Annotated in this window: 20 protein-coding genes and 1 tRNA gene; 3 read left to right on the top strand and 18 right to left on the bottom strand. The window is 68.6% G+C overall.

Annotation, left to right across the window (positions count from 1 at the left end; all coding sequences use genetic code 11):
• Positions 1-38: 38 nt before the first annotated feature.
• The 3 genes from ACYVKI_RS03565 to ACYVKI_RS03555 form a co-directional block, all read right to left on the bottom strand.
• Positions 39-1862: an AMP-dependent synthetase/ligase gene (locus ACYVKI_RS03565; RefSeq protein ID WP_460688958.1), complete on the bottom strand. Its 1824-nt coding sequence runs from the start codon at positions 1860-1862 to the stop codon at positions 39-41.
• Between the two features lie 160 nt (positions 1863-2022).
• A complete protein-coding gene (locus tag ACYVKI_RS03560; RefSeq protein WP_460688957.1) occupies positions 2023-2388 on the bottom strand; it encodes a hypothetical protein in 366 nt (121 codons plus the stop codon).
• A complete protein-coding gene (locus ACYVKI_RS03555; RefSeq protein WP_460688956.1) occupies positions 2385-3209 on the bottom strand; it encodes an alpha/beta hydrolase in 825 nt (274 codons plus the stop codon). The genes ACYVKI_RS03560 and ACYVKI_RS03555 overlap by 4 nt, the downstream gene beginning before the upstream one ends.
• A 146-nt stretch (positions 3210-3355) precedes the next feature.
• On the opposite strand from ACYVKI_RS03555, the gene ACYVKI_RS03550 reads away from it, so the two are divergent.
• Positions 3356-4045, top strand: coding sequence for a lysophospholipid acyltransferase family protein (locus tag ACYVKI_RS03550; RefSeq protein ID WP_460688955.1), 690 nt, complete (start codon positions 3356-3358; stop codon positions 4043-4045).
• A gap of 7 nt (positions 4046-4052) precedes the next feature.
• Here the strand turns inward: ACYVKI_RS03550 and ACYVKI_RS03545 are convergent, their stop codons facing one another.
• The 3 genes from ACYVKI_RS03545 to ACYVKI_RS03535 all read right to left on the bottom strand — a co-directional run bounded on the left by ACYVKI_RS03545 (position 4053) and on the right by ACYVKI_RS03535 (position 7052).
• Positions 4053-5480 (bottom strand): endo-1,4-beta-xylanase, encoded by a 1428-nt coding sequence (locus ACYVKI_RS03545; RefSeq protein WP_460688954.1) that lies wholly within the window; start codon positions 5478-5480, stop codon positions 4053-4055.
• Positions 5481-5761: 281 nt separating this feature from the next.
• Positions 5762-5845, bottom strand: a tRNA-Leu gene (locus tag ACYVKI_RS03540).
• A gap of 178 nt (positions 5846-6023) precedes the next feature.
• Positions 6024-7052: an ABC transporter substrate-binding protein gene (locus ACYVKI_RS03535; protein WP_460688953.1), complete on the bottom strand. Its 1029-nt coding sequence runs from the start codon at positions 7050-7052 to the stop codon at positions 6024-6026.
• A gap of 210 nt (positions 7053-7262) precedes the next feature.
• Here ACYVKI_RS03535 and hrpA point away from each other — a divergent pair, with 210 nt between their 5' ends.
• On the top strand, positions 7263-11474 hold the full coding sequence (hrpA, locus tag ACYVKI_RS03530; RefSeq protein ID WP_460688952.1) for an ATP-dependent RNA helicase HrpA: 4212 nt from the start codon (positions 7263-7265) through the stop codon (positions 11472-11474).
• A gap of 95 nt (positions 11475-11569) precedes the next feature.
• Here the strand turns inward: hrpA and araA are convergent, their stop codons facing one another.
• The 12 genes from araA to ACYVKI_RS03470 form a co-directional block, all read right to left on the bottom strand.
• Positions 11570-13078 carry an L-arabinose isomerase gene (gene araA, locus ACYVKI_RS03525; RefSeq protein ID WP_460688951.1) on the bottom strand — a complete coding sequence of 503 codons (1509 nt, stop codon included), beginning with the start codon at positions 13076-13078 and terminating at the stop codon, positions 11570-11572.
• Positions 13079-13132: 54 nt separating this feature from the next.
• Complete coding sequence (locus ACYVKI_RS03520) at positions 13133-13852, bottom strand: L-ribulose-5-phosphate 4-epimerase (protein WP_460688950.1); 720 nt, start codon at positions 13850-13852, stop codon at positions 13133-13135.
• Positions 13849-15582, bottom strand: coding sequence for a ribulokinase (gene araB / locus ACYVKI_RS03515; protein ID WP_460688949.1), 1734 nt, complete (start codon positions 15580-15582; stop codon positions 13849-13851). Before araB ends, ACYVKI_RS03520 begins: the two co-directional genes overlap by 4 nt.
• A 244-nt stretch (positions 15583-15826) precedes the next feature.
• A complete protein-coding gene (locus ACYVKI_RS03510; protein ID WP_460688948.1) occupies positions 15827-16927 on the bottom strand; it encodes a LacI family DNA-binding transcriptional regulator in 1101 nt (366 codons plus the stop codon).
• Positions 16928-16938: 11 nt separating this feature from the next.
• On the bottom strand, positions 16939-17367 hold the full coding sequence (locus tag ACYVKI_RS03505; RefSeq protein WP_460688947.1) for an HIT family protein: 429 nt from the start codon (positions 17365-17367) through the stop codon (positions 16939-16941).
• Positions 17364-18530 carry a LacI family DNA-binding transcriptional regulator gene (locus ACYVKI_RS03500; protein WP_460688946.1) on the bottom strand — a complete coding sequence of 389 codons (1167 nt, stop codon included), beginning with the start codon at positions 18528-18530 and terminating at the stop codon, positions 17364-17366. The genes ACYVKI_RS03505 and ACYVKI_RS03500 overlap by 4 nt, the downstream gene beginning before the upstream one ends.
• A gap of 128 nt (positions 18531-18658) precedes the next feature.
• Positions 18659-20044 (bottom strand): ABC transporter substrate-binding protein, encoded by a 1386-nt coding sequence (locus ACYVKI_RS03495; RefSeq protein ID WP_460688945.1) that lies wholly within the window; start codon positions 20042-20044, stop codon positions 18659-18661.
• Positions 20045-20245: 201 nt separating this feature from the next.
• The gene (locus ACYVKI_RS03490; RefSeq protein WP_460688944.1) at positions 20246-21838 is read right to left on the bottom strand and encodes an alpha-N-arabinofuranosidase; all 1593 of its coding nucleotides are present in this window, start codon (positions 21836-21838) and stop codon (positions 20246-20248) included.
• Positions 21835-22371 (bottom strand): hypothetical protein, encoded by a 537-nt coding sequence (locus tag ACYVKI_RS03485; protein WP_460688943.1) that lies wholly within the window; start codon positions 22369-22371, stop codon positions 21835-21837. The genes ACYVKI_RS03490 and ACYVKI_RS03485 overlap by 4 nt, the downstream gene beginning before the upstream one ends.
• 5 nt (positions 22372-22376) lie before the next feature.
• Positions 22377-23348, bottom strand: coding sequence for a carbohydrate ABC transporter permease (locus tag ACYVKI_RS03480; RefSeq protein ID WP_460688942.1), 972 nt, complete (start codon positions 23346-23348; stop codon positions 22377-22379).
• On the bottom strand, positions 23341-24294 hold the full coding sequence (locus tag ACYVKI_RS03475) for a carbohydrate ABC transporter permease (RefSeq protein WP_460688941.1): 954 nt from the start codon (positions 24292-24294) through the stop codon (positions 23341-23343). The genes ACYVKI_RS03480 and ACYVKI_RS03475 overlap by 8 nt, the downstream gene beginning before the upstream one ends.
• Complete coding sequence (locus ACYVKI_RS03470) at positions 24291-25532, bottom strand: extracellular solute-binding protein (protein ID WP_460688940.1); 1242 nt, start codon at positions 25530-25532, stop codon at positions 24291-24293. The genes ACYVKI_RS03475 and ACYVKI_RS03470 overlap by 4 nt, the downstream gene beginning before the upstream one ends.
• Positions 25533-25743: 211 nt before the next feature.
• Here ACYVKI_RS03470 and ACYVKI_RS03465 point away from each other — a divergent pair, with 211 nt between their 5' ends.
• A complete protein-coding gene (locus tag ACYVKI_RS03465; RefSeq protein WP_460688939.1) occupies positions 25744-26178 on the top strand; it encodes a Fur family transcriptional regulator in 435 nt (144 codons plus the stop codon).
• The last annotated feature ends 14 nt before the right edge of the window (positions 26179-26192 follow it).

The raw sequence follows: 26192 nt of genomic DNA, 5'->3' as shown, positions 1-26192 counted from the left end.
ACTGCGCGCCCGGGGAGCCTGGCCGCCGCCGCGTCGGGTCAGCGATCGCGCGCAGCCGCCGCCTGGGCGTAGAGGTCGTCGACGACGTCGGAGTAGTCCTTCATGACGCTGGGCCGCTTGATCTTCATCGACGGCGTCAGGTGCCCGGACTCGATCGTGAAGTCCTCCTCGAGCAGACGGAAGGTACGGATCGACTCCGCCCGAGAGACCGACTCGTTCGCCCGGTCCACCACACCCTGCACATGGGCGATGATCTCCTCCCGGGTGATGAGCTCGCTCATCGGAGTCTGCGGGTCGATGCCGTGCCGCTCGAGCCACTGCGGCAGGGTCTCGGGATCCAGGGTGATCAGTGCGGCGACGAACGGCCGCCCGTCCCCGACCACGACCACCTGGGAGACGATCGCATCGGAGCGGATCTGGTCCTCCAGCTGAGCAGGGGCCACGTTCTTTCCGGCCGCCGTCACCAGGATCTCCTTCTTGCGACCGGTGATGGTCAGGAAGCCCTCGTCGTCCAGCGAGCCGACGTCTCCGGTGCGGAACCAGCCGTCCTCCGTGAAGGCCTCCGCCTTCAGATCCGGTCGGTTGCGGTACCCGGCGAAGACGCACACCCCCTTGCCCAGAACTTCTCCATCCTCGGCGATCTTCACCGCACAGCCGGGCAGCGGGGTGCCGACGGATCCGATCTTGAGCTTCTCCGGGGTGTTGACCGTGATCGGGGCCGTGGTCTCGGTGAGTCCGTAGCCCTCCATGATGGTCACCCCGATGCCGTGGAAGAAATGGCCCAGCCGCGCACCCAACGGGCTGCCTCCGGAGACGGCATGGGTCACCTGCCCGCCCATACGGGCATGAAGCTTCGAATAGACCAGTTTGGAGAAGAGCTTGTGCTTCAGGGCCAGCCCGAAGGGCACCTTGCCGGACTCCTGCGCTGTGGACCAGTCGATCGCGGTCTGGGCGGCCTTCTGGAAGATGCTCCCCTTGCCGTCGGCCTCGGCCTTCATCATCGCCGCGTTGTAGATCTTCTCGAACACGCGGGGCACGGCGAGCAGGAACGTCGGATGGAAGGTGCCGAGGTCGTCGACGAGGTCCTTGATGTCCGAGGTGTGACCCACGCGAGCCCCGGCGGCCACGCACAACACTGAGATGAAGCGGGCGAAGACGTGCGCCAGCGGGATGAACAGCACCGTCGAGGAGTCCCTGTGCACGACATGCCCCAGAGAGTGCGTCGTCTGCAGGGAGAGCTCGGTGAAGTTCCCATGGGTGAGCTCGCACCCCTTGGGACGCCCGGTGGTCCCCGAGGTGTAGATGACCGTGGCCAGGTCGGACAGGCCAGCGCTGGAACGGCGCCTCTCAATCTCGGCCTCGTCGACGTCGGCGCCGGCGGCACGGAGCTCCGTGATGTCCTCGTTGTCGAGGCGGAGCACCCCGGTGAGGCACTCGAGCTTCTCCTGGGAGACGGCTCGGTCGACGACCTTCTCATGCGGGGCACTGTCCACGAAGGCCAGGCGCACTTCGGCGTCCTCCACGATCCAGGCGACCTGGGACGGCGAGGACGTCTCATAGATCGGCACCGTCACAGCGCCTGCGTACCAGATGGCGAAGTCCAGCAGAGTCCACTCGTAGCGGGTGGGGGCCATGATGGCCACCCGGTCGCCCTGCTGTATTCCGCGGGCGACCAGGCCCTTGGCGAGCGCGACGACGTCCTTGCGGAACTCGCCGGCCGTGATGTCGGTCCACTCTCCGGGGCTGAGCTGCCGACCGAAGAGCACATTCGTGGAGTCCGCGTCGACCTGACGCTCCAGCAGGTCGGTGATGTTGAGTTCGGCAGGGACCTCGATGGCCCGGGGGGCGGCGAATTCCTTCACGGATGGACTCCTCTGTCGACAGACCGTTGCGGTGGCGGCAGGGGCGCGATGCGGCTCCCGCCGTGCGGTTCTACCTGATGGTAACAACCATGTGGTCCGACTCACACTAGTGACCGCGGGGGCCTCCTGTCCACGCGGCCGTCTCGTGCGTCGGCCCCGTTCAGACCTGGGCTCCGTCCCCCGATCCTGCTCGGTTCCTCGGCATCTGCAGGAAGAGGGTGACCAGGCCGACGAGGATGACACCGATGAGCGCCGGAGCGACCCAGGAGGGCGGCGTCGAGGGAAGCCACGTCAGCACCAGGATCGCCACCAGCCCTCCGACGGCCAGCAGGGCGCCCAGCACCACACCGGGCTTGGCTCCGGCCAGCGGATTCTTCGGATTGGGCGGACGGAAGTCGTCGGCGTCGTCGAGCGCGGCCTCGTCCACGGTCCAGTCCCGGGGGCCTTTCCCCGGGCTGCCCACAGGACGGGCCGCCCCCCGACGGCTGAAGATCGCGCTGGGGTCGTCATCGCGGTGGCGGGTCATTCGTCCTCCCCTGAGAGTGTCGGCTTCTCGGGCCGGCCGGTCGGCGGCTCGTGGTTCCTGTCGGCGACGCCCAGAAAATCGAGCGCGAGCCGTCCGATGGCGTCGGCGTCATGGTCCAGGGTGGCCACGTGTCGCGAACGCTCCAGCACGACCTCGGTCAGCTGCCCCGGATCCATGGTCCTCCCCAGGGTATCCGCTGACACCCGGGGAAGGACATTGTCGGTCGCCGAACGCAGCAGCAGGACTGGGGCACGGACCTCGCCCAGCTCCCGACGGACTCGGGCGATCAGCCGCCCCAGCATGTCCACCCCGCGCAGCGGGGTGCGATCATAGGCCTCCTCCGTCGCCCCGGGCCTGGCGATGTCTCCAGCCACCGGGGCCACGGAGGGCAGAACTCTCCCGGCCAGTCGGGCAAACACCAGCTGGACGGGCTTCAGCCGCAGGCAGGGGTTGATCACCACCACGGCCGCGGGACTGCGCCGTGCCGCCACATGGAGGGCCAGGGCGCCACCCATCGAGAGCCCGACGACGGCGACCCGCCGACGACGGGTGGCGAGTCGGTCCCAACCCGCCACCGCCGCACGCAGGATCTGCTCGGCCGACGTCGCATTGAGGTCCTGCCAGCGTGTCCCATGGCCGGGAAGCGTCGGAACCTGCACGTCGCAGCCCGCCTCGCGGAGGGCGGAGGCCACCGGCTCCATCGAGGCCGGCGTGGAGGTGAAGCCGTGGAGCAGCAGGACTCCCAGCCTCTCCCGGGAGGGAGCCGCCGACGTCTCCGAGGACGAGGAGTCACCCTCGACCGGCACTCTGCTGTGAGCCATGACACCACCCTATCCGCTGATCGACGGTCTACAGTGGATCTCGGGCGAGCCCGGCCGAGGCCGCCCCGGAGAGGCCTGTCCGAGTGCGCCCCCACGCACGACCCGCCCCAGCCCCGGCCCCAGCCCCGAGGAAGGATCCCCGGCCCGTGTTCTACTACGTCGCGAAGACCTTTGCCGTCGGTCCGGCAGTCAATGCCGTCTTCCGCCCCTGGGTCAAGGGGCTGGACAACATCCCCGACGAGGGACCGGCGATCCTGGCCTCCAATCACCTCTCGTTCTCCGATTCGGTCTTCCTGCCGGTCAAGGTCCCGCGGCCGGTCCGCTTCCTGGCCAAGAAGGACTACTTCGTCAGACGGGGACCGACCGGGTGGGTGACCAAGAAGTTCTTCGACATCACCGGCCAGATCCCGATGGACCGCTCAGGCGGACGAGCCAGCCAGAACTCTCTGGATGCCGGAGAGCAGGCCCTGCGGGAAGGAGCACTGCTCGGCATCTACCCCGAAGGCACGCGCAGCCCGGACGGACGGCTCTACCGAGGCAAGCTCGGCGTCGGTCGCTTGGCACTTCGCACACAGGTGCCGGTGATCCCGGTGGCGATGATCGGCACGGACAAGGTCCAGCCGACCGGCAGGAAGATCCCCTCCATCCGTCGGGTCGGCATGATCATCGGTCGGCCGCTGACCTTCGAGGCCTATCACGGCCATACGGAGGACCGGTTCGCCCAACGTGCCGTGACCGATGAGATCATGTACCAGATCATGCGCCTCTCCGGGCAGGAGTACGTGGACCGGTACGCAGCCGATGTGAAACGCCGCATGGAGTCCGGCGAGGCCTGACCCCCGCTCAGACACCTGCCTCGTCGAGGATGCCGCGGCACTCCTCGAAGGCGGCGTCCTCAGCCCAGGCCGCAGCGCCCTCCTGGTGCTCCACCAGCGTGCGCTGGAGGATGCAGTAGGTGGGCTTGCGCTCGTAGTCACCCTCGTGCAGGGTCGCGTCACCCTCGCCCGGGAAGGTGTTGGGGACCCAACTGTGGGCATCCAAGGTGCCCCAGACGGTGAACGAGTGGCAGTTCTCCACCTCCAGGCAGGCCTGCAGGACGGTCTCGAACCGTTCGGCGGCGCCGGCGCGGTCCTCATCGCTCATCCTGTCGTCCTCGCCGACGTCTCCGCGAACATCGATCTCGGTCACTGCGGTGTGCAGTCCGAGCGCGTCGAAACGCTCGAGGTTCTCCTGATAGGTCTCGTCGAAGCCGTAGTTCATGCTCAGGTGCGTCTGGGCACCGAAGCCGTGGACTGGGACGCCGCGCTCCAGCTGCTCCTGGACGAGGTCGTAGTAGGCGTCAGACTTGGCATTGATGCCGTCGACGTTATAGTCGTTGTAGAACAGCAGCGCGTCGGGGTCCTCCTCGTGGGCCCAGCGGAAGACGTCGTCGAGGATCTCCACACCGAGCTCGCGGATCCAGATGTTCTCCTCGTCCCGGATCGTAGCCTCGGCGTCGTCACCGAAGATCTCGTTGGCGACATCCCACTGCTGGATGCAGCCGGCGTAGCGGGAGACCACAGTGCGCACGTGGTCCTCCAGGATCTCGCGGAGCTCCTCAGGGCTGTGCTCCCCCTCCTCCAGCCAGTCGGGGTTCTGCGAGTGCCAGGACAGCGCGTGGCCGCGGACGTCCATGTCATGGGCCTGGGCGAACTCCACGACGGCGTCGGCGGCCTCGAAGTCATAGACCCCTTCCTCCGGGTGGACGAACTCCCACTTCAGGTAGTTCTCGTGAGTGATGGAGGAGTACTCCTCGGCCAAGTGCTCCCGGTAGTCGGCGTCGTCCGGGAAGGGATCCGGGTACTCCTCATCGCCGTGGTGGCCGCCGCCGGCCGCGACATTGCCGATGCGGATGTCGTCGTCGCTGTGGGCGCGCAGCGAGTCCCGGTCGGCGTCGTAGGCGGTGCGACCACCCTCCGGAGCGAAGGCACACTCAGCGGCCTCGTCGACCTCCCCCGGGCGACCGGCGTTTCCGGAGTTCCCGGGACTGTCAGGCCGACCGGCGCTTCCCGAATTGCCCGGGCCGTCAGGCCGACCGGCGTCGCCGGAGTTCCCAGGGCTGTCGGGGCGACCGACGCTGCCCGAAGTGCCCGGGGCTTCGCGCTCCGCATAGATGCTGCCAGCCGGTGCGGCCGCCGCCGCGGGCTGCACAGCGATCGCTCCGAGCGAGACTGCCATCATCCCGGCACATACGGCGGCCGTGAGTCGAGGCCTGGTGGTCTGCGTTGGCATGGGTCCTCCTGGGGTCGAGTGCATGAGCAAGACAACCATGGGTGAAGCCGTCGCCCGGCCGGGATCGCTGAGGAACACCGCGACTCCCTCGGGAGCACGCGGGAAGATCGACTCTGCTCCCCCGCACAATGCCGTGGAGCCCGATCGAGGAGCATCTCACCATTTTTTGTCCTCCCAAAAGACTATTTATGGCACACCCCTGTGTCAAGATTCACACCACCACTCGGCGAGCACACGAGAAGGGCCCCGGAGATTCTCTCCGGGGCCCTTCTCGGCACTCGTGCGCGAGGGGGGACTTGAACCCCCACGCCCGTGAAGGCACTGGCACCTGAAGCCAGCGCGTCTACCAATTCCGCCACTCGCGCGAGCTGCCGCCTCAGGAGCATCCGGGACCGTTATCCCGCCGTCACCGGCAAGCCTCGTTCCGTTCACTCCGTCGAACAGCGATATCCATCCTAACCACAAGCTCGGCCGGGCGCCTAATCGAGGAACCGTGACGCCTGTCACAGCCCAGTGACAGCTCTGTCGCAGTGCAGTCCGGAGTCAGCCTCCCTCTCCCACCACCACGTCGGCCACGTCGAGCAGCTCCTCAGGGAGCTCCAAGCCCATGCGCTCAGCGGCCTCGCGGTTCACATGCAGCTCGTGCTCCTCTGTCATCTCCACCGGCATCGTCGCCGGGTCCTCTCCGTCCACCAGGATCCGCAGCGCCATCTCGCCGGACTGCCGACCGATGGCGTGGTGATCGACGCCGAACGTGGCCACGGCGCCGCGGGCGACGGAATCGACGTCAGCGGCGAAGACCGGGATCTGACGCTGCTGGCCGAACTGGATGACGGACTCCAGAGCCGAGACCACCACGTTGTCGGTGGGGATCCACAGGGCGTCGACGTCGGCGAGCGCCTCGACTCCCTGCTGGACCTCCGCAGAATTGGTCACAGTGGCCGTACGGATCGCCAGGTCGAGATCCTCGGCGGCCTCCTCGGCCAGGTCCACCTGCACCTGGGAGTTGGTCTCCCCGGAGGCGTAGAGGATCCCCAGCGTCGTCACGGAGGGGTCGATCTCGGTGATCAGCTCCAGCTGCTCGTCGACCGGGTTCACATCCGAGGTGCCGGTCATATGTCCACCGGGGGCCTCCCAGGACTCCACCAGCCCCGCCGCCTCCGGATCGGTGATGACCATGAACAGCACCGGGGTGTCCCCGGCCTGGGTCGCAGTGGCGACCTGCTGGGACTGAGAGGTCGCGATGGTGGCGATGAGGTCATGGCCCCCTCCCGCCAGCTGCGAGGCGATCGTTGCCTCGGTGGAAGGATCCCCCTGAGCGTTCTGCTCCTCCCAGTCCACCTGGGCACCGGAGTCTTCGACAGCGGCCCGGAAGCCTTCCCTGGTGGCGTCGAGCGAAGGGTGCGCCACCGGCTGCGCGATGCCGATGGAGAAGCTCTGCTCCTCCGCCGACGCGGCGGGATCCTCACCGCCTCCGTCGGCACCACAGCTGGTCAGCATCAACGTCATCGCGGCGAGCCCCGCCGTTCCTCGGAGCCTGCGACGAGCAGCTCCTGCCTGGACCCTGGACATGGTGGTCCTCCTCCACTGTCTCGGATGGGGATCCCGGCGTCGGCGACCCGAGGCCCGCCTGAGGGATCGAGACATATGCTCCCATGGACGCGCCCCCTGGGTGATGGACGCACCCGTCGTGGAGGAACCTGCCGACCCCGACGAGCACCCGTCGTGCTGCCACTCATCCGATCCGCCAGGGTCCACAGACTCGATAGACTCGGAGACGCCATGCCTGACTCCACGCGCACCTCCTCCCGCCGCCGCCCCCGTCCGGACGCCGGAGCGGCGACCAGTGGACCCCGGCGCCACGCCGAACGGCGGCGCTTCACCGCGGAGGAGCTGAACTACCCCGCTGAGCTGCCCGTGACCGGTGAACGCGAGCCCATCATGGAGGCGCTGCGCACGCACCAGGTGGTCGTCGTCGCCGGAGAGACCGGCTCGGGAAAGACGACTCAGCTGCCGAAGATGTGCCTCGAGCTCGGTCTGCAGGACCAGGGCATGATCGGGCACACCCAACCTCGACGTCTGGCGGCCCGCAGCGTGGCCGAACGCCTGGCCGAGGAGCTGGGCACCGGCATCGGGGAGGACATCGGCTACCAGGTCCGCTTCACCTCCGAGGTCTCCGAGTCGAGCGCCGTGAAGCTGATGACCGACGGCATCCTGCTGACCGAGCTGCGCCGTGATCCCCTGCTGCGCCGCTACTCGGCGATCATCATCGACGAGGCCCATGAGCGGAGCCTGAACATCGATGTGATCCTCGGCTACCTGAAATCGGTGCTGCCGAAGCGGCCCGACCTGAAGCTCGTCATCACCTCCGCGACGATCGATCCGGAGCGATTCGCCCAGCACTTCAGCTCGGATCCGCAGAACCCCACCGTGCCCATCATCGAGGTCTCGGGGCGCACCTACCCGGTCGAGGTCCGCTATCGACCGCTGAGGCCGGACGTCGACGCCGCCGAGGAGGACGAGTTCGACCAGGACACTTCCGGCGCAGGCTCCGCCGAGGAGCGGGACATGATCGACGCCGTCGGCGACGCTGTGCTGGAGCTCGCCGAGGAGCCCGACGGCGATATGCTGATCTTCTTCCCCGGCGAGCGGGAGATCCGCGACGCGGCGGACGCGCTGGCTGAGGTGACCCGGCGTGACCGACGGCTCGCCGGTGCCGAGATCCTTCCGCTGTTCGGGCGGCTCTCCCTGTCCGAGCAGAAGCGGGTCTTCTCCCCCGGCGGCCGACGCCGGATCGTGCTGGCCACCAACGTCGCCGAGACCTCCCTGACGGTGCCCGGGATCAAGTACGTCATCGACACCGGCACCGCTCGGATCTCGCGGTACTCCACCCGGACGAAGGTTCAGCGGCTCCCCATCGAGGCCATCTCCCAGGCCAGTGCGAACCAGCGGGCGGGGCGCTGCGGCCGCACCAGCGACGGCATCTGCATCAGGCTCTATTCGCAGGCGGACTACGAGTCGCGCCCGGAGTTCACGGACCCAGAGATCCTGCGCACCTCCCTGGCCTCGGTGCTGCTGCAGATGTCGTCGATGGGCATCACCCGCACCCCGGAGGAGCTGCTGGACTTCCCCTTCGTCCAGCAGCCTGACGCGAAGGCCGTCACCGATGCCGTCCGACTGCTGACCGAGCTGGGGGCTCTGCACCCGGGCGGCCGGGACAACAGCGCGGACCGGGGCACAGACCGAGACACAGACCGGGGCGCAGACCGCCCTCCACGACGCGGCTCGATCACCCCGGTGGGGCGGACTCTCGCTCAGCTGCCGGTGGATCCGCGACTCGGCCGGATGATGGTCGAGGCCGGGCGGCGAGGCTGCCTTGAGGAGATCATCGTGCTGGTGGCCGCGCTGTCCATCCAGGACCCCCGCGAACGCCCCGCCGAGGTCCGCCAGCAGGCCGACGAGATGCACCGGCGCTTCGCCGATGACGCCTCCGACTTCTCCGCGCTGCTGAACCTCTGGCGGCACCTGCTGGACCAGCAGCAGGAGCTCTCCGGCAACCAGTTCCGCAAGATGTGCCGGCGGGAGCATCTGAACTATCTGCGGGTCCGCGAATGGCAGGACCTGGTGGTCCAGCTCGCCGAGCTCGCGAAGCAGGCGGACGTGGGACCGCTCGCCCGGCCGCCGCGACGTAGCCAGATGCCGGTGGAGCCGGCGGCACGCCACGATGCGATCCACCGATCGCTGCTGGCCGGACTGCTGAGCCACATCGGTCTCTACTCGCCTCGGACGCGCGACTACCAGGGGGCCCGCGGCACCCGGTTCGCCGTCTTCCCAGGCTCCGGGCTGTTCAAGAAGTCCCATGACTGGGTGATGGCCGCCGAACTGGTCGAGACCTCTCGCCTGTGGGCCAGGACCGTGGCTCGCATCGACCCGGCGTGGGTCGAGGAACTGGCGCCGCATCTGGTGAAGAGGACCCATTCCGAGCCCCGGTGGTCCTCCCGGAAGGGAGCCGCCGTCGCCACCGAGAAGGTGACCCTCTATGGGGTCCCGGTGGTGGCCGACCGCCAGGTGCTCTTCGGACGCATCGACGCCGAGCACAGCCGGGAGCTGTTCATCCGTCGGGCACTGATCGAGGGTGACTGGACCACCCGCCATCACTTCGACCGACGCAATCGGCAGCGGTTCCAGGAGCTCGACGAGTTGGAGAACCGCACCCGGCGCCGGGATCTGCGCGCCTCGGAGGAGCAGCTCTTCGCCTTCTTCGATGAGCGTGTGCCGAAGACGATCGTCTCGCAGCGGCATTTCGACGCCTGGTGGAAGACCCAGCGCCACGAGACGCCGGAGCTGCTCGACCTCACCGACGAGCTGCTGCTCGGCGAAGCCGCCGAGGAGATCGACATCGACGCCTTCCCCGAGCACCTGGACCTCGAGGGACTGCGCCTTGAACTGCGCTATGAGTTCAATCCCACGACCTGGAGCGTCGGCGAGTCTCGCAGCGGCACCGCTGACGGCGTGACCGTCCGCATCCCGGTCCTGTTCCTCAACCAGCTGCGTCGCGAACACTTCGACTGGCTGATCCCCGGGCTGCGCGCTGAGCTGATCACCCAGCTGATCCGGTCGATGCCCAAGCAGCTGCGGAAGAACTTCGTCCCCGCCCCGGACGTGGCGGCCCAGGCGCGGGAGCTCGTGGAGGACGAGTTCTCTCCCGGGGAGGATCCCTTGGCTCCCTCCCTGGCCGCCGTGCTGCAGCGCCTGCGGGGCGTGCGGGTGGATCCCGAGGACCTCGCGCTCGACCGACTGCCGGCCCACCTGCGCTTCACCTACGCGGTGATCAGCGAGCGCGGGCGTGTGCTGGACAGCTCGCAGAACCTGGAGGAGCTGCAGCTGCGCTTCGCTCAGCAGAACCGTGAAGCGATCAGTCGGTCCCTGGCCGGCGGCGGCGCCGAGGTCTCCAGCACCGGCACGGGCCCCGGCGACACCTCTGCCGCACAGTCCGGACCCTCCGGGGGACCTGGCCGACCGGGACAGGCGCGAAGACCGGGAACGTCCGGGAAGCAGCGGCGCGCAGGCCGGGGCGACGCCGACGGCGGCGCCGGCGCGGCTCCCTCGCCGGTGCCGGACCAGCGCGAGCAGACCGCCTGGACCTTCGGCGACCTCCCCCCGCAGATCAGCCGCACCGTCGGCGGCCGCGAGGTGACCGGGTATCCGGCTCTGGCCGAGGAGCCGCCAGGGCGCCGCGGGGTCCGCTGCACCATCCAGGACTCCGCCGCCGACCAGCGCCGGGTGCACCGGTCCGGTGTGGTCGCCCTGTTGCGCGAGGTCCTGCCCTCGCCGCAGCGCTATGTGGTGGATCATCTCAGCAACCGTGAGCGACTGGCCTTCGGCCGCTCGCCGCACGGGACCGTGGAGTCCCTGGTGGCCGACTGCACCACGGCCGCTCTGGACCACCTGGTGCCCGAGGAGCTGCCCTTCAGCGCCACCGAGTTCGAGAGGATCTCCCGCGCAGCCCGCGCGGAGCTGATCGAGACCGTGTTGGAGCTGACCGACGTCGTCGCCAAGGTGCTCGGCTCGGCCTCCGAGGTGGCCGCACGACTGGACTCTGCCGGGTCTGCGTCCCTGAAGCCGGCGGTCAGCGACATGCACGCCCAGCTGGGGGTGCTGGTGCATCCGGGCTTCGTCTCCGCCACCGGCGCGGCACAGCTGCGGCATCTGCCCCGGTACCTGCAGGCCATGTCCGTGCGTCTGGACCGGCTCGAGGCCGGACAGGGACTCACCAAGGACGCTGAGGACATGGCACTGGTCCAGCAGCTGGAAGACTCCTACGACGCCGCGGTCGAGGCGGTGCCCGCCCAGCTTCCGGTGCCCGAGCAGCTCGCCAGGGTGAAGTGGATGCTGGAGGAGCTGCGGGTCAATCTCTTCGCTCAGCAGCTGGGCACCGCGCAGACCGTCTCGGCCAAACGGATCCGCCGCGCCATCGCGCAGGGATCACGCTGACAGGGATCACGCTGACAGGGATCACGCTGACAGGGATCCGGGCCGTCCCCCACGTCTCCGCACGTGGCGGGCCGGCCCGCCGGAGCTGACGACGCTCACAGTCCTGGGATGAGGCGGTGGTAGGCCGCGTTCCAGCGCAGCTCCTGGGCGAATCCGCGGGCGGTCGCGCCCTCGTCGATCACCGCGAGCTCCATGCCCGCGATCTCGGCCAGATCTTCGAAGGCCTCCAGGCCGACAGCAGTGGTCAGCACGGTGTGGTGTGCGGCCCCGGCGGTCAGCCAGCATTCGGCCGAGGTGGCGAAGTCAGGGCGCGGTTCCCAGACGGCCCGGGCGACCGGCAGGTGCGGCAGCTCCGCCTCGGGCTCGACGATGTCGACCACGTTGGCGGTCAGCCGGAACCGCTCACGCAGGTCGGCCATCGCGACGACGACGCCCTCGCCGGGGTCGGTGTCGAAGACCATGCGGACCGGGTCCTCACGGTCGCCGATGCCCAGCGGGTGCACCTCCACCCGGGGCTTCGCCGTGGTCAGCGACGGGCAGATCTCCAGCATGTGCGCTCCGAGGATCTTCTCCTTCCCCGGAGTCATCTCGTAGGTGTAGTCCTCCATCAGCGAAGCGCCCCCGGGCAGGCCGTGGCCCATCACCTTGGCCGCGCGCACCAGCAGGGCGGTCTTCCAGTCCCCTTCGGCGCCGAATCCGTACCCGGAGGCCATGAGCCGCTGCACCGCCAGACCGGGCAGCTGCCGCAGCCCTCCGAGGTCCTCGAAGTTCGTGGTGAAGGCTCCGAATCCGCCCTCGGTGAGGAAGGAGCGCATCCCGGCCTCCTGACGAGCCGCGTAGGCCAGCGACTCGCGACGCTCACCACCGGCGCGGAGCTCCTCAGCGACGTCGTAGAGCTCGTCATATTCGGTCAGCAGGGCGTCCACCTGCGACTGCTCGACGGCGTCCACCCGCTCGACCAGCTCGTTGACCGCCCAGGTGTTGACCGAGACGCCCAGGCGGATCTCGGCTTCGGTCTTGTCCCCCTCGGTGACCGCCACGTTGCGCATGTTGTCCCCGAAGCGGGCCAGCTTCAGGTTCCGCAGCGCGTCCCATCCGGCCGTCGCACGAGCCCAGGTGCCGATGCGCCAGGTGACGCGGGGGTCGGAGGCATGGCCGACCACAGTCTTGCGCGGCGTGGCCATCCGGGTGGCGATGTAGGCGAACTCGCGGTCGCCGTGGGCGGCCTGGTTGAGGTTCATGAAGTCCATGTCGATCTCCGCCCACGGCAGCGCGGCGTCTGCCTGGGTGTGCAGGTGCAGCAGCGGGACGTCCAGGGCGTGGAGCCCCTGGATCCACATCTTCGCCGGAGAGAACGTGTGCATCCAGACGATCACGCCGAGGCAGTCGGGATCGGAGTTGGCGTCCAGCGCGGCACGGCGGATCGCGTCACGGTCGGTGAGGACGGGCTTCCACTCGACGGTGACGGGGATGTCCTCGGCGCCGTCGAGCATGGTCGCCACACGCTGGGACTGTTCGGCGACCTGGCGCAGGGTCTCCTCGCCGTAGAGGCCCTGGGATCCGGTGAGGAACCAGATCGTCTTGCCGGTGAACGGGGATGCCATGGGTGGGTTCTCCTGGAGCAGGTGGTGGGCGGGAACAGGGTCGGTCTCGGGTGCCTATTGGCCGTAGACGTTCTGGTAGCGGTCATACAGGGAGTCGATCTGCGCCTGATCGATGCGCGGCGGCTCCCCGTAGGCCCGGGCGAAGTGGACGGTGCGGGCGACCTCCTCGCACATCACGGCCGCTTTCACGGCCGCCTTCGCATCGGCGCCGATGGTGAAGGGACCGTGCTGGGCCATCAGCACCGCGGGCGAACGGGACTCGCGCAGGGTCTCGACGATGCCGCGGCCGATGGAGTCGTCACCGATGAGCGCGAAGGGTCCGACCGGGATGTCGCCGCCGAACTCGTCGGCCATCATGGTCAGCACGCACGGGATCGGTTCCGCGCGGGAGGCCCAGGCGGTGGCGTAGGTGGAGTGGGTGTGCACCACTCCCCCGACGCCATCCATCTCACGGTAGACATAGGCGTGGGCCGCGGTGTCGGAGGAGGGTCTGAGCCGGTCCGGGGTGCCGTCGTCGATCTTCTCCCCGTCGAGGGTGCAGACCACCATGTTCTCGCCGGTGAGCTCGTCATAGGAGACTCCTGACGGCTTGATGACGAACAGTCCCGGGCCGCCGTCGGCTTCGGCGGGGGGCTCCACCCGCTCGGACACGTTGCCGGCGGTCCACACCACCAGCTCGTTGCGGGGCAGCTCGGCGTGGAGTGCGGCGACCTTGTTGCGCGTGCGGGCCACGGCCTCCTGGAGTTCGCTGCTCTGCTCGACGAGTCGGATCATGCCGGCACCTCCTGGGTCCGTACGCCCTGCTGGCTCTCTGCTGTCCGCTGGGCGTCGTCCTGTGCGACGGCGTGGGCCTCGCGGCGGATCCGCTTCAGCCGGCGCATGATGTCGTCGCCGCCGCGGCCGAAATGGTCGTGCAGCGCCTGGTACTCGGCGAAGAGCACATCGTAGGCCCGCGCCGCCACCGGGTCCGGCGTGTAGGCCTCGACGACCCGTCCGCCCATCACCGGGGCGGCGCTGCGCACGTCCGGAAAGGCGCCTGCGGCGACGGCGGCGTGGACGGCCGAGCCGAGCGCCGGGCCCTGCTCGGAGATGATCGTGGAGATCGGCAGCTGAGTGATGTCCGAGTAGAGCTGCATGAGGAAGCAGTTCTTCAGCAGTCCGCCGGCGACGACGAGCTCGCGGACCGGAACTCCGGAGGCGCCGAAGGCCTCGATGATGGTGCGGGTGCCGAAGGCGGTGGCCTCCAGAAGCGCCCGGTAGACGTCCTCCGGCCTGCTGCTCAGGGTGAGGCCGAGCACGAGCCCGGAGAGCTCGTGGTCGACCAGCACGGACCGGTTGCCCGAGTGCCAGTCCAGCGCCACCAGCCCATGAGCCCCGACCGGCTGGGCCTGGGCCTTCTCCGTGAGCAGCTCGTGCAGGCTCAGCCCTCGCGCGGCAGCCTCCTCGGCGTACGCTCCAGGCACCTGGTTCTCCACGTACCAGCCGAAGATGTCCCCGACGCCGGATTGGCCGGCCTCATAGCCCCATGCTCCGGCGAGGATCCCGCCGTCGACGACGCCGCACATGCCCGGGACCTCGGCGAGCACCTCGGCGTTCATCACGTGGCAGGTGGAGGTCCCCATGATCGCCACCATCTGGCCGGGTTCGACGGCATCGGCCGCCGGTGCGGTCACATGGGCGTCGACGTTGCCCACGGCGACTGCGATGCCCTCGGGCAGTCCGGTCCACGCGGCGGCCTGGGCACAGAGCCCACCCGCGCGGTCGCCGAGCTGACCGATCTCGTGGTCCAGTTTGTCCTCGACGAAGTCGGCGAAGTCCGGGTTCAGCCCGGCCAGAAAGTCCTTCGACGGATAGGAGCCGTCCTGGTAGATGCCCTTGTACCCGGCGGTGCAGGCGTTGCGGACGTAGCGGCCCGTCAGCTGCCAGACGATCCAGTCGGCCGCCTCGACCCAGTGCTCGATCGCCGCGTAGACCTCCGGGTCCTCCTCGAGGATCTGCAGCCCCTTGGCGAACTCCCACTCCGAGGAGATGAAGCCGCCGTAGCGGCTGATCCACGCCTCTTGACGGGAGTGGGCGAGCTCATTGATGCGGTCGGCCTGCCCCTGGGCGGCATGGTGCTTCCACAGCTTCGCGTAGGCATGAGGACGGTCGGCGAAGGCCTCAAGCTCGTTCAGCGGGGTGCCGTCGGCGGTGGTGGGGACCATGGTGCAGGCGGTGAAGTCGGTGGCGATGCCGATGACGTGCTCGGCCGGGACTCCGGAGGCTTCGAGCGCAGCGGGCACGGCGTTCTTCAGCACGTCGACGTAGTCGGCGGGCAGCTGAAGCGCCCAGTCCGGCGGCAGGGGCTCACCCTGGTGGGCGGTCAGGGCCGAGTCCATGACCGCGTGGCGGTACTCGTGGACGGCGCTGCCGAGTTCGGCACCATCGCGGACGCGCACCACCAGGGCACGGCCGGAGAGGGTGCCGAAGTCGACACCGATCACCACAGCATCGGGAGAGGTCATCGGGAGCTGGCTCCTTCGGGGTCGGCAGGGATGCTGTCCAGCTCCTGGGAGCGCCTCCGAGGCGGAGGTCCCAGGGAGCCCCGGACATGATGATGTTAACGTTAACATTCTGCTGTGGCGTACGCCACCCCGTCATCCGAACTGTGATCGAGCCCGTCATCGGACGTCTCATCGAACCCACGAGCAGCCCAGGCGCAGCCCAGGAGGGGCCCGGACCAGCAGGAGCCGGACGGTCGGCGAGCACTCAACCGGAGCGGCGCACCACCAGCCGTGGCAGGATCGCGACGCGCCCCTGGTCCCCGTCCGGAGCCGCGCCGACACCCGCTCCGGCACCCGTTCCGGCACCCGTTCCCGGATCGCCGCCTCCGAACAGCGCAGCCATCGCCGCCGCCCCGGCCTCCTCGAAGGGCTGACGCACAGTGGTCAGCGCAGGAGAGAAGAAGTCCGCGCCGTCGACGTCGTCGAACCCCACCACGGCCAGGTCCTCCGGCACTCGGAGACCAGACTCCCGCGCGGCCTGGATGATCCCCAGGGCCAGGTGGTCATTCCCCGCGAAGACGGCGTCCGGGAGCTGCCGAGCCTCGCCGCCGGCACTCTCGCAGATCCCCGCGGCCAGCATCCGTCCCGCCGCGGCATACCCGTCGGCCGCCGCCCAACCGTCGGCACGCACCAACGGCGGCAGGTCGAGCCCTTCCGCCTGCAGCTCCTCGCGCCACCCCACGATGCGCCCCTGCGCGTCGAGATAGTCCTCCGGTCCGCAGACATGCGCGATGCGCCGCCGCCCAGCCTCATGCAGATGCCGCACGGCCCGCCGGGCACCGGCAACCTGGTCGATGCCGACCACCTGCATGTCCGCCGAGGCCTCGGCGGCAGAGGCCAGCACCACCACCGGCACAGTGCGCGAAATCTGGCGGGCGGCCTCGGCCATGGCAACCACCGGGGCGATCACCACGATGCCGTCGATCCCCCGGTCCAGGAAGAACTCCAACGCCTCGTCGACGGTCTCCGGACCCGGCCGACGGACCACACTCAGCGCTGTGGCGTATCCCGCCTCGCGCGCAGCCGACTCGATCGCCGCCGTCATCCGACTGGGCCCGAACGTCGAGTCCCCGGGGCTGACCACCCCGATCAGCCCGGTCTGCCGAGTCTTCAGCGCCCGGGCGGTGCTGTTGCGGCGATAGCCGAGGCTTCGCATGGCCTTCTCCACCCGTTCGCGGGTGTCCGGCCGGACGACGTCCGGGGAGTTCAGCACCCGGGAGACGGTCTGATGGGACACCCCCGCGACCCGGGCGACGTCGACCATGGAAGGGGCCCGCTCGCCGGAGCGCCCCGAGGCCATCGTCATCGCGCCGCCGCTCAGTCGACCGGTACGGTGTCCGAGTCGCCCATCAGCCGCAGCGCCACGCGCAGCTTCTCGGCGGCCTCGTCCATCGTCTGCGGATCCGGATCGGTGAGCACACGACCGAAGTCGTGGTCCTCCATCGAGTTCGACGGCCACACGTGGAGATGAAGGTGCTCCACCTCGAAGCCGGCGATCGTCAGCCCCGCACGAGCTGATCCGAAGGCCTCCACCTGGGCCTTGCCGATACGGTGGGCGACACGCATCAGATGGGCGACCAGGTCGCCGTCGGCGTCCGTCCAGCGGTCGACCTCCTGGCGCGGCACCACCAAGGCGTGGCCGTAGGCGAGCGGCGCGATGCTGAGGAACGCGACGCAGACCTCGTCCTGCCAGACGAAGCGGCCGGGCAACTCGCCCTCGATGATCTTGGTGAACACGGTGCTCATGGTGCGGCTCCTGTCGGAGTGGACGACGATGACCGGGGATGCGCGGCGGAGGGCTCCGCAGGTTCGACCTCCGTCGAGACCTCCTGGCGCTCAGGGCGCCGGACCGCCGTGTTCCCCTTCGGTGATGGTACCGGCGAGGAGGACTCCCGGACTGCCAGCGACCACGGGATGACCTCCTCGCGGGCCTCCGGCGCGGGACGCTCGGCCGACCCGCCGAAAGCGTCGATCCGCTCCAACAGCAGCTCCACGGCACGCCGGGCCGTCCAGGCATGGTCCGGCGCCACCGAGCTGAGCGAGGGCACCATGAACTGTGCCTCCGGGATGTCGTCGAAGCCGACCAGCAGCACGTCCCCGGGAACGTCGAGCCCATGATCAGCCAGTCCGCGGATCACTCCGAAGGCCACAGTGTCGGTGAGGGCGAAGGCCGCATCGACAGCGACCCGGCCGGCCGCACGGGCGGCGTGGATCGTCTCGGCGAGTCGATGGCCCGCACGACGGCCGGCCTCGGGCGTGACCTCCGGAGCCTCGACGAGCAGTGCAGGATCGACCTCCAGGCCGGCCTGCGCCAGCGCCTCGCGGTATCCGGACATGCGCAGACTGTGGATGGTCTGGTCCTGCGTCTCAGGTCCGCCGATGAAGGCGATGCGCCGCGCTCCCTGTGCCAGCAGATGCGCGACGGCGGCCCGGGAGCCGTCCTCGTTGGCCATGACCACATGGTCCGCGGCGGTGGGGTTCTCGCGCTCCCCGAGCAGCACGATGGGAAGGCCGGCGGCGACCTCGAGCTTGTCCAGATCCATCCCGACCGTGCTCAGGATGAGCCCGTCATAGTCCATCGCGCGGGAGAACTGGATCGCGGCGACCTCTCCGGCCTCCTGCGCACCGGTCTGCTCCACGGCCACCCGGTAGCCGCGCTCCTCCGCCGCCCTGGCGACATGCATGGCGAGCGAGCCGAAATAGGGGATGTCGTGGCCCGGGACCGCCAGGCCGATCACTCCGCTGCGGCCCGAACGGAGGTTTCGCGCGGAGACGTTCATCCGATAGCCCGAGTCGGCGAGCTGGCGCAGCACGCGCCGCCGCACCTCCTCGCTGACTCCCGGCCGACCGTTGACGACATTGGAGACCGTCATGGTGGAGACCCCAGCGGCTCGCGCGACGTCGCTCATCCTCACCGTGCCCACCGGCTGTGCCTCCTGTTCGCCGTCCTGGCGCCGACCACACGTCTCGACGGGATCCGCGCACACCTCGCATGCTAGCAATCCCAGACGCGCGCGGCCCCGCCGAGGTGCTCCGGTCAGCCGATCGCTTCCTCCATCTCCGCATGCATCCGCTCCGCCGCCTCGGCGGGCGACTGCCGCTCGAAGAAGATCTCGTTGCAGTACCGATAGGCGATGTCCTGCAGTCCCGAGAAGCCCAGGGCCGGCACCGGTTCGGCCTCGCCGATCTCGTCTTCGATCTCGTTGATGAACTCGGCCACCGCCAGCTCCTGGCCCTGGAGCTCGTCGAGCACCATCTCGCGGTTCTCCACATTGGCGGGAAGTCCCCGGTCCATTCCGGTGGCCGCGGCGGCCTCCTCGGAGTTCACCAGGAAGTCCACGAAGGCCTGCGCCTCCTCCGGGTACTCGGTCTGGGACGTCACCGAGAACATCATCGTGGCCTTGAACCACAGACCGTTGTCCTCGCTGCTTCCGGTGACCGAGGGGTAGCGCAGCAGCTCGAAGTCGACGCCGGCGAGATCCGAGAGACCCGGAACCATGTTGCTCCACCACCGCCCGACCGCCTGCTCGCTCTGCTCGAAGATCGACTCTCCGGGCGCGGCGTTGGACTCTTCCTGCATGACCGACGCGGGCGGATAGGAGCCCCGCTCCAGCAGCTCCTGCTGGAACTCGAGGTACTCCTCGGCGTCCTCGACGGTGAATCCGAGCTCGCCGTCGTCGGTGGTCAGATGCTTGCCATGCTGCCGCAGCCAGACCTGCAGGTCCACGGTCTGCGGGACCCCGCCATCGCCCCAGTATCCGTCACCGAGCGTCTCATTGAGCTCTGCGGTGAGATCGATGTAGTCCTCCCATGTCCAGGTGGTGTCGTCGGGGATCTCCATGTTGGCCTCGGCGAACAGGTCCGGATTGGCCAGCACCGTGATGGTGTTGATGCCGGTGGTGATCCCCATGAGCCCGTCTTCGGTGGTGCCGTTGTCCACGACGTCCTGGTCGAACCCGGAGGTGTCGAGATCGTCCATCGGCAGCAGCGCCCCGCGGTCCGCATATTCGCGCAGGTAGGTGTCGTCCATCTGGATGATGTCGGGGGCTCCCCCGCCGGCGGTCTGCGTGGCCAGCTGGTCCCAGTAGCCTTCCCAGTCGCTGTACTCGGTGGAGATCGTCACATGCGGGTTCTGCTCCTCGTAGAGATCCACGACCTCCTCGGTGATCGCGTTGCGGTGCTCCGCGCCCCACCAGGCGAAGCGGAGGGTGACGTCGCCGTCGTCGCCGCCTGCGTCTGCGCCGTTGCCGCAGGCGGTGAGGGCGATGACTCCGGCACATCCGAGCGCGGTGAGACGAGCCCCCCGGGCTGTCCTGGCGCGCCCTAGAGATCTGGCGGTACTGGCGGTGCTGGCGGTGCTGGCGGTGCTGGCGGTGCTGGCGGTGCTGGCGGTGCTGGCGGTGCTGGCGGTGCTGGTCCTCATGACGTGCTCCTCTTCAGTGTCTCGTCGCCGGCCCAGGCCGACGGGGTTCTCGACGAACATGGGTGGTGCGGTGCAGCCGATGGAGGATCGTCGACGTCGAACACGACCCCGCGAACATCTGTGAGATTCCTCACGGCCTGATCGATACAGTAATTGGATCGATTCATTCGGTCAATGGCCTGACCGCACCACCGGCCCGACTCAGGCGGCGAGTCGGATGCTCACATAGGCTGAAGGCGGCAGTTCCAGGCGCAGCGTGCCCTCCACCCATCTCGCCCCCTCGAACGGCGCGGGCGCCACCCGATCCGGCTCCTGGGCCGTGTTGTGCTCCCGGGGGTCGGCCGCCGTCAGGACCGTGGCCCCCGCGAGCTCCAGAGGTCCGTGCCCCCGCAGCCGCAGCTCCACCGTCATCGCGGAGTCGGGGTCGAGATTCGCGGCCGTCACCGTCACGGCGCCCTCCTTGGTGGAGGCCGTCGCCGTCACCGCGGGCACGGTCCGCCCGTCTGCCTCGCGCTGCGTGACGTCTCCCACCGGGCGCACCGGCAGATGGGCGGCGTCATGATGGCCCACGTCCATCGCGAAGGCGTGATAGGTCGGAGTGAGCACCAGCTGATGCCCGTCGGTGAGCACCATCGACTGCAGCACGTTGACCGTCTGGGCGATGTTGGCCAGCCTCAGGCGATCGGCATGGGCATGGAACGCGTCGAAGTGCACGGCCGCGACCAGCGCATCGCGCAGCGTGTTCTGCTGGTGCAGGAAGCCGGGATTCGTGCCCGGCTCGACGTTCCACCACGTGCCCCATTCGTCCAGGGCGAGGCCGACCTTCTTCGTCGGGTCGTAGGCGTCCATCACCGCGGCATGACCGGCGATCAGCTCCCCCACCCGGTGGGCGCGGGCCATCGTCGCCCAGTACTCCTGGTCTGTGAACTCTGTGGCCGAGCCCTTGTCCATCCACGAGCCGGACATCGTGTAGCAGTGGAAGGAGATCGCCTGGTACAGATCCCGCGGCGCCGGATCTCCCAGGCCACCGGTGAGCTGCTTCATGAGCACCTCGGTCCACGCATAGTCTCCCTCGTTCCCTCCGGCCGCCACACGGTACAGACGCGCCTGCCCGTGGTCTCGGGCGTAGGTCGCATGCTGCCGGGCCAGCGTGCTGAACTGGTCGGCGGTCAGGTTGCCGCCGCAGCCCCAAGGCTCGTTGCCGATGCCGAAGAAGGTCACATCCCAGGGGTCCCGACGGCCGTTCTCGGCACGGAGCCGAGCCATCGGCGAGTCTCCCGCGCGAGTGAGGTACTCGACCCAGTTGCTCGTCTCCTTCACCGTCCCCGAACCGACGTTTCCGGAGATGTAGGGCTCAGCGCCGAGCAGGTCGCACAGCGCCATGAACTCATGGGTGCCGAAGTGGTTGTTCTCCTCCACGTCACCCCAGTGGGTGTTGACCATGCGTGGACGCTCACCCCGCGGCCCGATTCCGTCGGTCCAGTGATACTCATCGGCGAAGCAGCCTCCAGGCCACCGCAGGTTGGGGATCTCGATGGCCCGCAACGCCTCCACCACGTCGGCACGGATGCCTCCGATGTTCTCGATCTCGGAGCCCTCCCCCACCCAGAATCCGTCATAGATGCACCGCCCGAGGTGTTCGGCGAAGTGCCCGTAGAGATGACGGCTGATGGTGGGGCCGGGGACGTCGACGTCGACGACGGCGGTCAGGGCAGGGGTCGGATCGGGACTCACAGCGGACTCGCCAGAAGGTGTCGCTGCAGTCGTCTCTCGGGTGGTCACAGGGGAGGTCATCGGTCTCCTTGCTCGGGGGTGAGGGGGTGCGGAGCGGTCGGTGGCGCCGCCTGCTCCTGGGCCTGGGCCTGGGACTGGGCCTGGGACTGGGACTGGGCATGGAGCCGCAGCGCCCGGGAGCGGGAGAGGTAGAGCGCCAGGCAGACGCTGTACAGCAGGACGCTGACCACATCCCGGGTCAGGAAGGTCCCGATCACGCAGGCGATCAGCCACCAGGTGACCGCACGGCTGTGCTGGAGCTTCAGCCGCCAGGCGACCACCGCTGTCAGCAGCGCCCCCAGGAGCACGGCGATGCCGTAGGTGCGCACGACGGCGGCCACCTCGGTGACCATCGACGCCGAGCCGAGGGCTTCGGCGTCCTGCAGCCCCTGATAGCCGCTGGAGGCGAACCAGTACTGGTACGGGAAGAGGGTCAGCACCGCCAGCAGCGCGTTCCAGCCGGCGGCGCCGGCCAGCAGCACCCGCTCCGCACGGCGCTGCGGCGGACGGACGGCCCCCGCCCCCCGGGGACGGCGTGTGCGGAGGGCGCTCATGGCGCTCACCCCTTGATCCCGGAGGACATGCTCAGCGAGCTGACGAAGTACTTCTGGGCCACCAGGAAGAGGACCAGTGTCGGGATCATCGCCATCACGGCGGAGGCCATGAGCTGACCTGTCCGGTCGTATTCGGCCAGCATGTTCTGCAGCAGCTGCAGCCCGGCCGTGATGGGCATCTGGTCCACGTCGTTGAACACGATCAGCGGCCAGAGGAAGTCGTTCCAGGACCCGGTGAAGGCGAACAGGAAGATGACGATGAGGATCGGACGGATCATCGGCAGCACGATCCGGAAGAAGATCTGGAAGTCGCCGGCGCCGTCGATGCGCGCGGCGTCGTCCATCTCCTTGGGGATCCCGGCCAGGAAGGCCCGCACCAGGAAGATGTTCGCCACTCCCGCCAGACCGGGAACGATCATCGCCCACGGTGAGTTCACCCATCCCAACCGGGAGACGATCTCATAGAGCGGGATGAGGTTCGCGATGACCGGGAACAGCGAGATCGCCAGCAGCGTGAAGAACAGGACATCCTTGCCCGGGAAGTCCAGACGGGAGTATCCGTAGCCGGCGACGGACACCACCACCACGGTCAGCAGCGCATGCGTGGTGGAGATGAACATGGAGTTCCAGAACCACCGCAGCACCGGGTATCCGGCCACATCGTTGAGCAGCGAGACGTAGTTGTCGGCCACCCATTGGGCCGGCAGCAGCCGGAACGACTCGAAGGCGAACTCCGTGGGCGACTTGAAGGAGGTGGACAGAGCGAAGACCACCGGAAGCAGCCAGATGAGCGCCAGCGCCAGCAGCACCGCATAGGTGATGGACAGGGCGAGTTTCGAGCGCATGGGACTGCCGAGGCTCGGACCTCTCCCCGGCCTGGGACGCCTCGGCACGGGCTGCGGCTGCCCGGGGACGCCGTCGGCGCCGCCACGGCCGGGCGCCCGCTGGTCGGTCTGGATGACGGCCATGTCAGACATCGGTCCTCCTGTACATGATGAAGAACTGGATCGCGGAGATCGCCATGAGCACCAGGCCGAGGAGCACGGCCATGGCGGAGGCGACGCCCGCGATCGAGGGGCCACCGCCGAAGGCCAGGTCGCGGACCTCCATCATCAGCACCGTGGTGCTGTCGGCGGGGCCGCCGTTGGTGAGCATCAGCGGCTGGGCGAAGACGTTGAATGAGACGGTGGTGGTCATCACCGTGGTGTAGAGCAGCGGCAGCCGGATGGAGGGCAGGGTGACGTTGAAGAAGGAGCGCACCGCCCCTGCTCCGTCGATCGAGGCCACCTCGTACAGTTCCTGCGGCACCGCGGAGATCGCGGATCGGTAGATGATCAGATTGCCGCCGATGCCGGCCCAGACGGTGAGCACGAAGATCGTCATCCAGGCCCACGGCTGAGTCGTCGTGAAGCTGATGTCCGTGCCCAGATAGTGGTTGATCGGGCCGAACTCGCGATTGAACACCAGGTTCCAGGCGATCGCCGCGGCGGAGACCGCGATCAGGCCGGGCACGAAGAAGATGCCCTGGAAGACGTTGGCTCCCCGCAGATCCTTGCGTGACAGCAGGACTGCCAGCACCAGGGGCACAGCGATCAGGAGCGGAACGCCGACGGCCACGAAGAGGATCGTGTTCCACAGGCCGTTCATGAAGATGCGGTGGAAGGCGTGGTCGGTGTCGAAGAGCACCCGGAAGTTGTCCAGTCCCACCCACTGCGGATCCCCGATGAGGTTCCACTGCGTGAAGGCCACATAGATGCCGAAGCAGGCCGGGAACAGCCCGAAGACGGCGAAGAGGACCAGGTGAGGCCCCATGAAGGGGATCGCGCGGAACCAGGCCCGCAGCCCCTGCGGGAGACGGCTCGGCGGCGGGGTGCTGCGGCGTGCGCCACGGTGCTGCGCTCGTGGGGTCGTCGTCGTGGTCATGGCGCCTCCACCATTTCGATGCGGGCCTGGGTGGTCTCATTCATGCGTTCGACGGCCTGCTCGATGCTGTGCCGCCCGAAGGCCACGTTCTGTGTCTCATCCCAGATCGCCTCCCCGACGTAGGGGGCGAATTCGAAGTTGTCCGTGACCATCAGCTCCTCGTTCTCGGGACGGGTGAAGAAGGACTGCGGGTGCTCCTGATAGGCCTCGCTGTCGAAGGTGTCACGGCTCGCGACGATCTGCCCCGCCTCGGCCCAGCCCAACGAATGGGTCCGGACGAACTCGAGGAAGTCTGCGACCGCGCGGTCACGCTCCGGGTCGCGGCCGTCGTCGTCCATCTGGACGAAGGCATGGGACTCGAAGTGGTTCACAGCGTTGTCCGGATCGATCTGCATGCTGTGGGTCAGATCCCAGCTGAAGCCCTCGACGTCGTCGTGGCCGCTGATCTCCCAGGTGCCGGAGGGGTGGAAGAGCGCCCGTCCGCTGCGGAAGACCTGGGCGGAGTCGGCGTCCTCCGGGGCCATCAGCCCGGCCTCCTGCATGCCCTGGATCGCGTCCAGAGCCCGCACATAGGGCTCCGCGGAGAAGTCGATGTCCTCGGCGGTGTCTCCGACGCCGTCGCCGATGTTGTACTGCCAGTTGTAGACCAACAGAGGCGCGAAGAAGGTCGTGGTGGCGTAGATCCCCTCCGGGAGCTGATCCTCGAGCTCCATGATCTCGTCGACCGTGACGAGGTCGTCGTCGAGGATGTGCTCGAGATCCAGCTCCTCCAGGAGTTCATCGTTGTAATAGGTGACCAGCCCATGGAGGTCCAACGGGACCGCCCATTGGGCACCGTCATACTCCCCCGCCTCCCAGGCCGGCTCCAGGTAGTTCTCCGGGGCGAGCCCCGGCGCCATCTCCAGCAGCGGTTCGATCGGCGTGAGGATCTCGTTGCTCGCCAGCTCCGCGATGGCCAGGTTGTGCACGAGCACCACATCGGGGATGTCCGCGCCGGCTCGGGCCACCGAATACATCCGCATGTACATGTCGTCCCGCGGTGCGGGTTGGAACGCCACCGGGATCTCCGGATCGGTGGCGTTGTAGTCCTCGACGATCTGCTGCATGAACCGGCCGTCGTCCCCGCTGAGCAGGTTCCAGAACTGGAGAGGCTCCTCACCTCCCCCCTCCCCGCAGCCCGCCAGCGGCAGCACCAGGGCTGCGGCGGCGAATCCGGCCATCTGGGTCCGTCGTCTCATGGAATCCCCTCCGAGTGTTGCGTGGATCACAATGATTTATCGATAAAGTAGTCGACAGAGGACCCCCCGTCAAGAGCATCGACGCTGAGACGTTCACCAGAGACCGCACATGACGTGCCCTGACGCCCCGCACCGGCCGTCGGCCCCCAGGTGACGCTGTTACTCTGGGGGACATGCCGGAGCCCACCCCTGCGCAGGGAGGACGAGACCTGTGACTGCTGAGAACACCGCCACACCCCCGGTGCGCGGGCGCTCCACGCGCCAGAAGCGCGCCGTCTGGGCCGCGCTCAGCTCGCTGGAGGACTTCGTCAGCGCTCAAGACCTGCACCGCATACTCGAGGACCGTGGCGAGAAGGTCTCCCTGGCGACCGTCTACCGCATCCTCCAGGCCCATCAGGAGGAGGGTCTGGTGGACGTCCTGCGCCCCGACGACACCGAGGCGATCTACCGGCTCTGCGCCCGCGAGGAGCACCACCACCACCTGGTCTGCCACAGCTGCGGCCTGACTGTGGAGTTCGAAGCCCCGGACATCGAGCAGTGGACCGAGCAGCTCGCCGCCGAGCACCGCTTCATCGACGTGAGGCACACCCTGGAGGTCTTCGGCCTCTGCGAGGCCTGTGCCGCTCACCGCCGCGCCGAAGCCTGAGGCCCTCCGAGAGG

Source organism: Nesterenkonia suensis, from assembly GCF_054782935.1.
The sequence above is the reverse complement of the archived record's forward strand: the minus strand, read 5'-3'. Positions and strand labels throughout refer to the sequence as shown.